Source organism: Arsenophonus endosymbiont of Crataerina pallida, assembly GCF_964020125.1.
Taxonomy (GTDB): Bacteria; Pseudomonadota; Gammaproteobacteria; order Enterobacterales; family Enterobacteriaceae; genus Arsenophonus; species Arsenophonus nilaparvatae.
The window spans coordinates 2,915,442-2,927,723 of the sequence record NZ_OZ026540.1; the positions used below are offsets into that span (position 1 = coordinate 2,915,442).

Genomic DNA, 12,282 nt, shown 5'->3' on the forward strand with positions numbered 1-12,282 from the left:
CATAAATAAATGCATTATTTTTATTAAGCCAGTTCATTATCAAAATGTTTATCTCGTAATTGAAATGTAAAAAATAGTGTTTATCAAGTCATCTTATTAGATTATGTAAGGATAATAACCAGGAAAGTAATGGTAAATATTAAACCAGTTTATTCCTCTAACTAAAAATGATATTAGAATGTACTAAATTAAAATATAATTAATAGCAAAATGTTACTAGAAAGAATAAAAATGTTCTCTTTATTACTTCAAAGCTAATTTTTCCATTGTTATATAATTTGATCTGATAAATATTTTTATTTTTTTTGTATGAAAACTTATCATTCTTAATATAATGTAAGCGTTTTAAATAATATATACTATGGTGAAAATTTATTTAATTTTTAGTGAACAAATAAAAATTAAATAAATTTCATTAAAAAAATAATGGAATTATGACAAAAATGAAAATAAAAATAAAAATAAAAATAAATATAATTGTAAAATTACTCTTGATTAATGACATGCTATTAATTATATATATTATCATGTTAATTAAATAATTTCTTTATAATATTATAACCAGAGAAAAAACTAACTTGTTAACAGAAGTAATAAAAAGAAATAGAAGGTAGGCGTTTTTTTAATAGACGTGAATCGTGAGTAAATTATGGAAGAGGATTATAGATTTGAAATAAATTTTAATATCATTGCCAATAAATAGGTAAAAATTAACTTAGTTTGATTTATTAAACTCAGTATATAAAAAAATTTATTTTGCTGTTCGAGCATAAATAATGATTTTGATTTTATTTTATAAAATAAGAAAAAGACATAGCCAAACAATTTTATAAAATAAATGTAACTATATGTTCAAGGTGAATTATTTAAAATAACTTAAACAGAGTTATAAGAGTATTTATTGAGTAAGTTTTATAGCTAAAAGATCCAATATTAACCTCTATGAATACTTAATAAAATAATAAATATTTATTTAAAATAATGAAATGAAGATATTTAACTATGGTTATGAAGATCAATTTGAATAACAGTATCAATATGGAAAAATTTCATGAATAAAGATATTAATATAAATAAGAATAAGCCAGCCCCCGAAGTCGCAGGAGCTTTGGGTGATATGCTTGCTGATAGCACCAGTCAGATCACGGTGATTATTCCAGAGTCAGCAAACCTTAAAAATTATGATCTATTAACGATACACTGGGCAAGTCTTTCTGAAGAAAGCACAGATAAAAGCTATCCGTTACCTATTACTAAAGAAAAAGCAGGGAAAAGCTATTCATGTGTTATTTCTGAAGAGAAAATAAAAAAAATCAACAGTACCTCAGTCAAAATCTGGTATTCGGTTCAGCAGGCTGGCTCTATTCAGACTCAGATTTCCGATATTTTAACTTTGATAATTCCAAGTTCCCTTGCAATAGATAAAAGGATAGTTTACGCAAAAATTCATCCAGGCATTGGAGTAGGGCGAGTCGGAAACAGCGAAAATGAATTTTACATTGGACCTGAATATGCGAATGCAGCACAGCAAGAATTTGGTGCGACACGAGATAGGACTGGTGCCATTAAACGGCAAGCTGCTCGATTCAGAATTTACGGCTACAACAAACAAGGCGTAGCAGTTGCAGAGTTGACTCCAGATATGGCCGATATCGAATGGAAGGTTGAGCTTGCTAACAAAAAGTCATCTTGGTATGAATTTTATGCTGCCATGGCTCAACCAAAAACTAGGCCAGTTAAACGGCGAAATCCATTAATTACCGGTGAGCAACGCAAACAGTTGGAAATTAAACCCTCACCTAAAACAATAACTGGCAAGAACAGTAGTGGTGTGCAATTTGATGATGGCAAATTTAAAGAAGTAACTGTTAATCTTGGGGAATTACGTACTGATGATAAAGGACGTTTGCTGGTACTTGGTGGGCATGGCAAATCAGCATCATCGAGTGGCGCTCCACTATTAGTTATTGATGAAGACGGAAAAGAACAAAATTTCAATAATTCAGTTGACTGGTATGATGATATTTCTGATGGCCCTGTTTCGGCTAAGGTAAAAATTGAAGGTAAAGAAATTCTTGTTACCGAAGCTTGGGTTATTATGGGACCTCCAGACTATGCCCCAGGACTTATTCCGTTTCGTTCGATGTACGATATGATCAAGCACTCAGCTATGGATGCGGGCAAAATTCTACCTGAAGAAAAAACTTCTTATGCTAAAGATATTTTGCCGTTGCTACAACGTCTCTCCAATCTACAGTGGGCTAACCTAGGCTTTGCGCAAACATTTGGCCCGGGTGGCTCATTTCTACTAGATGCAGATCTCATTAATGAATTATCTAAGCCGGAAAATGATGCTAAACGTTTTAAAGTCTATGAGCGATTCCGTTCACCTGATGATGAAAGTGTTGAGAGTGGAGATAAGATGAAATAGCCTCAGCTTTATGGCGATGGATATGCTGCTGAATATCCTTCTGGTAAAGGTGATCTTCTAGCCGTGGATAAACAAAATTATAAGCATTTAGAAAACTTCGTATCAGCAAAATTTAATGATGATATGACGAGCAATAATTATGTAAATGGTACTTCTTTCCCCGATCCATGTTATGACAAGCCTGTAGATGAGTTACCGATTGCTGAACAGCCGGCCATTTTGGATAAGGGGCCATTATCTTACTGTCTTGCAGATGCATTTCATCCGGGTTGTGAACTGACTTGGCCTATGCGGCATACCACATTATATAGTGACAATGACTTTTTACGTATTAAACGCCGTGAAGACGGTGTTTTAGAACAGGATTATGGTGATGTACTAACACCCGAACAAGCTCTGGCGGCTGATGGACCCCTTCATGCTCAAGGTCCTGGTGATTTAACACGTTGGATGGCGATGCCATGGCAAGGCGATACCGCTCGCTGTCGCTCAGGTTATGACAAAGAATTCCATCCTTATATGCCATCTTATTGGCCGGCAAGAGTGCCGAATGAAATTTTTAGTGAGAAAAATTATAAAATATTTATTGATACTGAGCTGAGCGCCGAAGAGCGCGCCAATGCTTTTCAACAACGTGACAGTTGGCTACGGGCATTTCTATTAGAAGGTCATGATAATGAGACCGTAATGCAAGCAATTGTATCCCGTTTTGATGAATTGGGCATTGTACAACGTTTGCCTGCCCCAGAAGATTATTCATCGTGTATTGAAAGCGTATTTGTTGAACAATTGAAACCCGGTCAACCCCCTTTGCCTGAAGCGGCTTCTGCTTTTGGTGGACGTATTGATGGTAAGCCGATTGATAATCAAGTGGATTTATTAAAACAAGCAGGATGGACTGAAGAAAAATGGGACAAATTTCGTCGTACACGTTAACTCCTTTGACATGTGAAGTCCTGATTGTCGGTGCCGGCCCAGCCGGTGCTGTAGCGGCTCGTTTGCTGGCTCTGGCTGGAATAAAGGTCGTATTAGTGGATCGTGTCAATATTGAACAATAAAAAATAGATGAAAGCTTGCCGGGGGCAGCCCGGCCTATGCTTGAGAGGCTAGGACTAGTTTCTTGGGTTGAGAAAAGTTCTTCAATCATAAATAAGGGAAATTTATCTTGTTGGGGTGGGACACAGTTGGTAGCCACCGATTTCATTCGTGACCCATATGGTTGTGGCTGGCATCTCGATCGACAACAGTTCGACCAAAATCTTAGAGATGCTGCTGAAGATGCAGGTGTTTTAATGATCAAGGGTCGTATATCTTGTGTTGGTGAAATTAGTGATGGTATACAGGCAAAAGTTGGTGAACAGAGTATTACCGCGCAGTGGGTAATTGATGCAAGCGGTAATTCACGCGTTGTGGCTAGTATGTTTGGCGTTTCAAGACACAGAGATGTACCTTTGTTTGCGCTTTACGCTTGGTGCAAAAATAACACCGTTGATACACGTAGTGTTGTTGAAGCTGTTCCAACAGGATGGTGGTATACAGCAGGATTGCCTGATCAACAACGGGTGCTGGCATTTTTCTCCCTGCCAGAGCAAATCAAAATCCTGCGTGATAAGGATAATTTTATATCTGCATTAAAAGAGACAATACATATAGCTCACAGGTGTCCCACTGCAAGTATATCCACAAGTCTGTTACAAATTACTGAGGCAACAGGTAGCTATCTGGATGAGGTTTTTGGCTCACGTTGGTTAGCTGTTGGTAATGCGGCGCTGTCACTTGATCCGTTATCTTCCCAAGGAATTTATAATGCAATATATACCGGTTTACGCGGTGCTGAAGCGGTTAAAGCCGCTTTGATAGATAAGAATCGTTCTTTACTAATTTCAGTATGGTAAACGCATAAAATCTATTTACAGTATTGCAGTCAGTGGCTATTACCAGCAAGAACAGAGATGGGCAGAACAACCGTTCTGGATAGAACATCAAAATGAAAGGCTATAACAAGTTTTCGATATTTTGAGATCGGCAAATTTGTTTGATTTGAATTAAAAATTTTACGAGTTGACTTTATTTATATTCTATAAAAAAGTTAACGATCATGATCTTATGTTATGGAGGCGGGCAGTAATATGAGTAAAGATAATATGAAAAACTCTTCCGCAATGCATGTTCATCTGACACCAGAAAGTCAAGATATGGTAACGGCAATAGAAGGGATCCGCAGGATGTTTGTCGATAAGGTACAGCGCGATCACATCGTTAATAACAGACAGACACCCGCACGACGGGCAGCGTTTATTAAACAGCACGGTAGTGCTTACGGAATTTTTAAAGTAAATGATAATCTGCCAGCTGTATATCAAGTAGGCATATTTAAACCAGGAGCTCGTTATAAAGCCTGGCTGCGTTATTCAAGTGATACACCTCACATACTTCCAGATAAAAATACTACTGTCGGTATCGGTATTAAACTGTTCGGTGTACCAGGTAAAAAAGAGCTTGAAAATGATGTTAATGCTACGACCTTAGATTTTATTCTGCAAAATACGCAAGTATTTTTTGCCGCAGATGCTATTGAAATGTGTGAGTTTAAGGCAGCAGCATTGAATGGTACTTTAGACGAATGGCTTAAAACACATCCGGAGACCGCTCGTATTTTAGCTGAGATGGGTAGTCGTACTGTTGAGAGTGTTTTGACGGAGCCGCTCTGGAGTTGCGTGCCATTTAAATTTGGTGATTATAATTATTGTAAGTTCAAATTGGCTGTCCAGTCAGTTGCAGACCCTATTGAAATAGTAAATATAAATGCTCCAGGTTATTTAGGCAGAGATATGCAAGAACGGCTGATACAGCAGGCAGCCATCCTGGATTTCTATGTTCAACTCCGAAATAACCCTAGCAAGCAGTCTATTAGTAACGCTCGTAATCTATGGGATGAAGCAGAGGCTGTCCCGGTTAAGGTGGCAACATTGATTATTCCGCAGCAGAATATCATGGCACGCGGGCAGACTGATTATGGAGAGTCTTTATCCTATAATATTTGGCGAACATTGCCCGAGATGGCGCCGGTGGGCAGTATTGCTGAGGCGCGAAAAGTGGTTTACCGATCATCTGCTCAAGTCCGGTGAAATGTCAATGGTCAGGCAATTGGTGAGCCAACTGAACCTCGACCGCCAAGTGCGCCAGTTCCCCCATATAATCCTACCCTAGAAGTTCCATGGCCATCAGGAACAGTTGGTAATATCATAGAAGACTTTCAGGCCTTCAGGATAAAGGAAATTCCAGCTAATTATTATGCTACTATTGGCCCTCTAACCCTCAGTGCACGTGATATGCGGCAGAGTATTTGGATTACAAAAGCACAACATGAGGTTACTGGGGTTGTTGATGACGTGGTTGTTCAGGTCCGCAATGAAATAGAGGAAAAGGGGAGTCTGCGTATTTTATTAGAAAAAAGGGCGGCTGAAAGTATTAGATTTGGATTGAGTGTTAGATCTGCCGCAGCAATGCAAAGCTAAACATTTCAGCCTATAACGAGGATAAGCGTATAGCAGTTGCTGATGAGGTTATCGTTACGCAAGGAAATTCGATAATCTATATTGAAGCGGATAAAGGAGAAAAGATAGATCTCCTGACATTTGGATTCACAGAGGAAATCAAATTTTTGAATTGGATAATTTTGTCGTGACATATGCTTCTAAGTAGGTTACCAACTAACCCTTTGAGCAGTCCAATAAATTATACAGTCATAGTGATGGAGTAAGCTTGAAAAACAAAAACTGGCAACTGATTATGTCCAAAAACAAGGGATGGACAGTAGGTACTCTGGGTTCTTCAGGTTTTAGGTAAGCAATTTAATTAGCTAACAGTTGGATCAGATATAGTTATTGACGAATTTACTTTATTAGTTTTGGATCCTTAGATCTAAACCGTTGCCTGGTTGGTAAAAATTTAACTAATCAGTTACCAATGCAAGTAGCTGATTAGTATTATTTTTCACCGTTATTCCATTTGGATATTGCTTCTTATTTCTATCCTCGATACATCCTTTTTGTCATAACAGCTAGGATGAATTCAACAATTATCATAATTTTATCAGAACCTAGAGCAAATCTTTATTTTTTGTTCATTTTCAGTTGTAGAGCCTTGCGGTTGTGCGGGGCCAAACTGAGTGTCGCACATCTCATTTGTGGCTATTTTTTCATCTGATGAATTCTCTTTATTTGCAAAAGCCAGAAAACTAATACCTAAAACAGACGTAATAGCAAATATTTTAACTAGTCGTTTCATAACTTGTCCTCTTGGGTTGGTTGAAAACCATATTCGATAATAATTTTATTTTTTTTATTTTCAGTAATATTTTGTTGTGTGATTTTTGCGACAATTTTTTGTTGGAGTAGTTATTTTTTAGCAAAACCGGATAATAGCTGCGCCAGGGCAGCTAATGATAAGAGGATTTGATAGCTAATTATCTTCACAATTACTATGCGAAAGATTATATTGATCATCATGGCAAGGAGTTATGGCATTATTAAATTGCGAATAAAAAGAGGGATCTGGGCTACTAAGTCCTGCATGTTCGTGTTGTTCGCGGTGGTTATGTTCACCATGTCCAGTATTATGAGCAGGAGCATGGGCAGCAGGATGACCACCACCATGACCACCACCGCCAATATAACTGCTACGATAATTATTACTATTAGCTTCAGCTGAACTATTAAAAATAGTAAAAGAGAACAGTACAGTAACCAATAAAACTTTAGATAACGTTTTCATAATATATACCTTAGCTAAATTGTTTATGTGTTTTTTGTACGGCTAAATTAGCAGTAATAAAAGATAGTAAAAAATTAATTATATGTAAAATGCCGTGTATTTATATGTTAAATATATAGAAAATTAACGTTTAAAATATTTGCATTTTTTTGTGTTGTACTTTTTAATAATGCATGAAGAATTAGATGTTTTTAATATTTTAAATTAATGACTGTCAGTAGTTGTTTTATAATTTTTACTATTAATAATAAATTATTTATATTGCCGTTTGTTATTAACATTGCGATCCAACATTAAAAATCAGCAATACAAATACTATTAATACCTTCATTGGCAGTTGATCACGGTTAATATAAAAGCAAGTATTTTGCCACTTGGTGCTGCAAAAATGTTAGCCAGGATATTTTGACTATAATTATAATTAATTCTTTGAATTATAAGATGGGTAAAATGATAAATAAAAAACAGTTATGGTTTTTTCCTGTTGTTTTAATTAGTCATCTATTTATTTTTATTTCCTTTGCGATTTCCCATGAAAATAACGACATAAAATCGCGACAATTTATTGTCAACTTGGCTTATGGAAATGGTTGGGCTAGTCAAGGTGGCGAAATGAATTGGAGCAGTTATCAGGTAAGCTTTGGAGAAAAGATGGCCAATAATTTTTTCGCTTCAATAGCTTATTTAAATGAAGGACATCCAAATAATAATCACCGCGATGGTTTTGCCGTTATTGGCACTGGAGTAGTTGATTTCAATCAACGAATAAAGTTAGATTTGTCACTTGGCCCCTATTTTAGTATGAATACAACTCGCCGTAATAAACAAGTACATAATGATAAACGAGTTGGTATTTACGGTTCAGTTGCGCTTATTTATTACCTTATTCCTGATAGATTTTATCTGCAAGCCCAATATAATCATGTGCAAATGTTTAATTCATTTACAACAGATTCAGTCATGGTTGGTATTGGTAGCAACTTTCAAAATGAACTACGATCTTCGTTTGCTACTAAAAAAGATATGCAAATAAGTTATTGGTTAGGCACTTCGCAAACTAATCGAGCAAAATTACCATTAAAAATAGGTCAACAAGTAGAGTTTAAGCATTTTATCAATGATGCTGCCGCCTATTCAGTCAGTTATCTTTATGAAGGGGATAATGGTCTAGTTAATAGGCAAGGTGTTGTTGGACAGATTTGGTATGTCATGCCGATATCAACCTATTGGATGCTTAGTGCTGGAGCTGGGCCTTATTATACTTATGATAGGCATGAGATAAACAATAAGAATGATTTGGCCGGAGTCATTAGCTTACAAATAGATTATCAATTAGTTAGGCATTTAAGTACTAATTTTCGTTTTAATCGTGTTGTTTCGTTTAATGATAAAGACCAAGATATGTTTATGGCAGGAATTGCTTGGCGCTTCTAACATCTCAAATTAGTTATTTTTGCTGCTGATTGGCCATAAAGTATTATCAAGCATATCTCTTTCAGTGTTGTTTAAACAACTATACAGCCTATATTATTAAAATATAATTACCAAATGCGTTTTATATATATTATTCGTTTTATCAATTTATTTTATTTATTACCGTTAAAATACATTGGAAAAAGCATAAATAGAGGGTAAGGCTGAAAGAAAAGTTTTATGTTTTTATATTAATGTTATTATTTTCTACTTTTTGAATTAGCAGCGGAGTTGCTCAATGTCGAATAAAGAAAGTTTTCACATACACGGAAATGATTTATGTCTATCAACGTTAAATTATATTGATAGTATAGTATCGGAAAGACAATTGAATATTAATAGTTTTCGCATATTAGATAATAAAACAGTTATCTTTACGGCTGACGCTGTGGCCGGTTCATTTTTAATGCTGGCAACGCCGAGTGGGGTGGTGAAGATTTTAGCTGAAATTCCTAATAAAGATGTCAAAAAAAATATTGAAAATATCAGACAAGTTGATGTTTTTTTGATAAATAAAAATATTTATTTCTTATCCAGCGCTTGGGCCACATCGGCAGCAATACATAAAATAACTTGGAATAAGATAATTAATGCTGTTAATAATATACCTGTAACTATTGATGATATAGAGTTTATAACAAACGGTAATTCATTCTATGTTATTCAAAGTGGTAAATATCAGGGGTATATAATTGCTAATCAGCATAAGTATAGATCTGGTGGTGGTGCTTATGATATCTACATTCTGATTTCTTCCTTAGGCAAAGAAATAAAAGAAATTGGACTAGAAAAACAAAGGGTTAATAATTTTCTATCGTTATCAGGTAGTAGCGAAATATTATAGTAGAAGAATTAGTTAACATTGATATATTAATAATAAGTATTTATAAGCCAGATAAAAAAGTCTAAAGAGGGGCTTTTGGCTATTGATAAGATAACCGATTAGCGCAAAATTTTCGTAAAAAGATGAATGAAAATTATTAAATCGAGCGATGTTAGTCACTATTCTTTATTAAATTGATGACTGGCAATAACATTCAATTTCTCTTTATTGTTATTATCAAATACAACATTTTTAACAATATATTATTACAATCTGATTGATATATTTGAAGATAAATTGGTAATAATCTAATTACTCTATTTAACGTAAAGATATTAGTAATAGTATTACACCTAGGTTTGATTATTTCTTAAAAGATTTATTGTGGTTATTATATTTATCGGCTAGTACAAAGATAGTAGTAATTATCATATCACTGAGGTTAACTAAAGGAATAGGATGGTGATAATTTTAAGTTTCACTTAGCTATATCTGTATAAAATTTATTCTCACTATTGCATTATTAGTTAAAGGGAGGATAGCAATAATGACGGTAGTTACTGAGGTTAGTGCCAACCAATATATCGGCGATTGTGCTTCAACTGAATTTGATTATGAATTTAAAATATTTAGTGAGCATCATTTAGTTGTCATTATGACTGATGGCAATGGTGATCACGAGGAAAAATTGACATTAAATAAGGACTATACAGTAACTGGTGTTAATTGTGATAAAGGAGGCAAAATAATCTTGTCATCACCTTTATTCAATGGAAATCATTTATTGATAGAGAGATGTTTACCAGCAAAACAAGAAGTCTCATTTGAAAATTGCAAACAATATAACGCAAAACAACATGAAAACGCATTTGATTATGTCACGATGTTAGTTCAACAAGTGTTAGCAAACACTTCGCTAGTACTACAGCAACCCAATAGGTTTGCAAATTATTTTGATGCTAAGAATTATCGCATTTCCAACATTAGTCAGCCTAAAAATGATAATGATGCGGTTAACTTAGCTTTATTGCAATCTGTTATAAAAGATATGGATATTAGATCGATACGGGTTAATGACATTGATATGCCTGCATTACCTGATGCGGAAAGCCGTAAAAATAAGCAGCTTGGTTTTGATCAAGATGGTCAACCGGCCTTGTTTGAGCTTAATGAATTGGGGGTGCTTGACTATATTTTAGTCGATTCATTCGAAAAAGGATTTGAAATAACAAGCCGTTATCATGTATTGCATTATGAGAAAGAAAGTAGTTATTATCGATGGACAGGTAAATTACCAAAACAGGTCTCTGAAAATTCTACCCCTGAGTCGACAGGTGTGATAGAGGCTGGCGCTTGGATACAAACAATCGTTAATTCCTACACAAAAAGAGAAATTGATAATCAATTTGTTAAAGTCAAAGATAGCAGAGCTGTGCAATTTGCTACATTAGATTTAGTAAGAACGGATAATTATGCTGGCATGTCAATAAAAAATAATGTCCAACGTGTATCTTTATCTGTTTTTGGTAATAGTGCCTATACCCTGGAGGCTCGAAATAATAATAACGCCATTAAGTATTCAATAATATTTCCCACTTATTCAAGTACATTAGCTGCTACCAATACTTTAGATAAAATAACTGCTTATGGATTTAACGCTATTCATCCTACCAGCGACGCTGTTATCCGATTAGGAGCAGATAAAGGAGACTATGACTTAGTTTGTGCAAGGAATAACCATAAATTTTTTATCCGTAATAATAACACGCATCAAGTTATTTATTTGCCAGAAAAGCAAGGAACATTTGCTGTGCAAGAGGATAATAAACAGGAGATTGATGCTAAATTAGTTGGTACTCAATGGAGCGCTAAAAAAGCAGTAAATGGCTGGATGAAAGAGCCTTACACCGGCATAATTATTCAATGGGGACGTGTTGCTAGAAAAAACAGCGCAAGAAATTTCTTTCCTATCGCTTTCCCTAATACTTTGGCTAGCATGGGAGTTGCCAATTTCAATTCTAATTCAAAACTAACCGAATTGTATACGCCTAATATATTCGATGCCAACAATAGTGGATTCACAATGCGCCAAACTAAGGTGACTAATGGTAGTAATGCTTCTCCATTAGTTGATATGAGATGGATTGCAATAGGATGGTAAGGATGGAAAAAAATAATGTTTATTATTTTAGTGCAACAAAATTATGTTGGTTATCTGAATCATTGAAAGATAGTTATATCAGTGCGGGGACTTGGGATGATGAAGCGACTAAAATTCCGTTTAGTATATATAAAGAGTATGCACTTTGCGTGCCGCCGGAAGGAAAAATGTTAGGTGCAGATAAAAATGGTGCACCGATTTGGATTGATATTCCATCTAAAACTAACAATGAATTAATCGAAGAGGCAGAAAATACAAAAATTGAATTAATGCAAAATGCAGCAGGGATCATTGCGCCCTTACAGGATGCTATTGATTTAAATATAGCAACCGATGAAGAATATAAAAAATTAATGGAATGGAAAACCTATCGTGTACTATTAAGTCGTATAGATATATCAATTGCACCTAATATCGAATGGCCAAAATTGCCCAAATAAAAAAGTTATTTTATTTATGATATAAATAAAATGGAAGCTTCAATAACAGTCGTCAACAGCCACTGACAGTCGATAAATTAAAATTAATACTTTGTTTTATAATACTTTTATTTTTTATCTCAGTATAGAATGACTGTTTTCAGTCACTATTATATTCCTTGTGTCATGAAATTTATGT

12 protein-coding genes are annotated in these 12,282 nt (G+C 34.8%); 10 read left to right on the forward strand and 2 right to left on the reverse strand.

What is annotated here, in order from left to right:
• Positions 1-1,051: 1,051 nt before the first annotated feature.
• The 6 genes from AACL31_RS15490 to AACL31_RS15515 all read left to right on the forward strand — a co-directional run bounded on the left by AACL31_RS15490 (position 1,052) and on the right by AACL31_RS15515 (position 5,949).
• On the forward strand, positions 1,052-2,431 hold the full coding sequence (locus AACL31_RS15490) for a LodA/GoxA family CTQ-dependent oxidase (protein WP_339053331.1): 1,380 nt from the start codon (positions 1,052-1,054) through the stop codon (positions 2,429-2,431).
• Between the two features lie 63 nt (positions 2,432-2,494).
• Positions 2,495-3,367: a LodA/GoxA family CTQ-dependent oxidase gene (locus AACL31_RS15495; protein WP_310511137.1), complete on the forward strand. Its 873-nt coding sequence runs from the start codon at positions 2,495-2,497 to the stop codon at positions 3,365-3,367.
• Positions 3,368-3,372: 5 nt separating this feature from the next.
• Positions 3,373-3,489, forward strand: a complete 117-nt coding sequence (locus AACL31_RS15500) for an FAD-dependent monooxygenase (RefSeq protein WP_310511136.1) — start codon at positions 3,373-3,375, stop codon at positions 3,487-3,489.
• Positions 3,490-3,525: 36 nt separating this feature from the next.
• A complete protein-coding gene (locus AACL31_RS15505; RefSeq protein WP_310511135.1) occupies positions 3,526-4,326 on the forward strand; it encodes an NAD(P)/FAD-dependent oxidoreductase in 801 nt (266 codons plus the stop codon).
• A 234-nt stretch (positions 4,327-4,560) separates the two neighbouring features.
• On the forward strand, positions 4,561-5,559 hold the full coding sequence (locus AACL31_RS15510; RefSeq protein WP_310511134.1) for a hypothetical protein: 999 nt from the start codon (positions 4,561-4,563) through the stop codon (positions 5,557-5,559).
• A 204-nt stretch (positions 5,560-5,763) separates the two neighbouring features.
• Positions 5,764-5,949 carry a hypothetical protein gene (locus tag AACL31_RS15515; protein WP_310511133.1) on the forward strand — a complete coding sequence of 62 codons (186 nt, stop codon included), beginning with the start codon at positions 5,764-5,766 and terminating at the stop codon, positions 5,947-5,949.
• 577 nt (positions 5,950-6,526) lie between these two features.
• On the opposite strand, the gene AACL31_RS15520 is transcribed toward AACL31_RS15515, so the two are convergent.
• Both AACL31_RS15520 and AACL31_RS15525 read right to left on the reverse strand, forming a co-directional pair.
• The gene (locus tag AACL31_RS15520; RefSeq protein ID WP_310511132.1) at positions 6,527-6,721 is read right to left on the reverse strand and encodes a hypothetical protein; all 195 of its coding nucleotides are present in this window, start codon (positions 6,719-6,721) and stop codon (positions 6,527-6,529) included.
• 174 nt (positions 6,722-6,895) lie between these two features.
• Positions 6,896-7,207, reverse strand: a complete 312-nt coding sequence (locus AACL31_RS15525) for a hypothetical protein (protein ID WP_310511131.1) — start codon at positions 7,205-7,207, stop codon at positions 6,896-6,898.
• Between the two features lie 450 nt (positions 7,208-7,657).
• Between AACL31_RS15525 and AACL31_RS15530 the strand changes: the two genes are divergently transcribed.
• The 4 genes from AACL31_RS15530 to AACL31_RS15545 all read left to right on the forward strand — a co-directional run bounded on the left by AACL31_RS15530 (position 7,658) and on the right by AACL31_RS15545 (position 12,104).
• Positions 7,658-8,641, forward strand: coding sequence for a hypothetical protein (locus tag AACL31_RS15530; protein WP_310511130.1), 984 nt, complete (start codon positions 7,658-7,660; stop codon positions 8,639-8,641).
• 277 nt (positions 8,642-8,918) lie between these two features.
• The gene (locus AACL31_RS15535; RefSeq protein ID WP_310511129.1) at positions 8,919-9,524 is read left to right on the forward strand and encodes a hypothetical protein; all 606 of its coding nucleotides are present in this window, start codon (positions 8,919-8,921) and stop codon (positions 9,522-9,524) included.
• Positions 9,525-10,050: 526 nt separating this feature from the next.
• Positions 10,051-11,664, forward strand: a complete 1,614-nt coding sequence (locus tag AACL31_RS15540) for a gp53-like domain-containing protein (RefSeq protein ID WP_310511128.1) — start codon at positions 10,051-10,053, stop codon at positions 11,662-11,664.
• Positions 11,665-11,666: 2 nt separating this feature from the next.
• Positions 11,667-12,104, forward strand: coding sequence for a tail fiber assembly protein (locus AACL31_RS15545; RefSeq protein WP_310511127.1), 438 nt, complete (start codon positions 11,667-11,669; stop codon positions 12,102-12,104).
• The last annotated feature ends 178 nt before the right edge of the window (positions 12,105-12,282 follow it).

What these genes read in the sequence shown, in the direction of transcription:
- AACL31_RS15490 (WP_339053331.1), top strand. Translation starts at nt 1,052, where the DNA reads ATGAATAAAGATATTAATATAAATAAGAATAAGCCAGCCCCCGAAGTC.
- AACL31_RS15505 (WP_310511135.1), top strand. Translation starts at nt 3,526, where the DNA reads ATGCTTGAGAGGCTAGGACTAGTTTCTTGGGTTGAGAAAAGTTCTTCA.
- AACL31_RS15510 (WP_310511134.1), top strand. Translation starts at nt 4,561, where the DNA reads ATGAGTAAAGATAATATGAAAAACTCTTCCGCAATGCATGTTCATCTG.
- AACL31_RS15515 (WP_310511133.1), top strand. Translation starts at nt 5,764, where the DNA reads ATGCGGCAGAGTATTTGGATTACAAAAGCACAACATGAGGTTACTGGG.
- AACL31_RS15520 (WP_310511132.1), bottom strand. Translation starts at nt 6,721, where the DNA reads ATGAAACGACTAGTTAAAATATTTGCTATTACGTCTGTTTTAGGTATT.
- AACL31_RS15525 (WP_310511131.1), bottom strand. Translation starts at nt 7,207, where the DNA reads ATGAAAACGTTATCTAAAGTTTTATTGGTTACTGTACTGTTCTCTTTT.
- AACL31_RS15530 (WP_310511130.1), top strand. Translation starts at nt 7,658, where the DNA reads ATGATAAATAAAAAACAGTTATGGTTTTTTCCTGTTGTTTTAATTAGT.
- AACL31_RS15535 (WP_310511129.1), top strand. Translation starts at nt 8,919, where the DNA reads ATGTCGAATAAAGAAAGTTTTCACATACACGGAAATGATTTATGTCTA.
- AACL31_RS15540 (WP_310511128.1), top strand. Translation starts at nt 10,051, where the DNA reads ATGACGGTAGTTACTGAGGTTAGTGCCAACCAATATATCGGCGATTGT.
- AACL31_RS15545 (WP_310511127.1), top strand. Translation starts at nt 11,667, where the DNA reads ATGGAAAAAAATAATGTTTATTATTTTAGTGCAACAAAATTATGTTGG.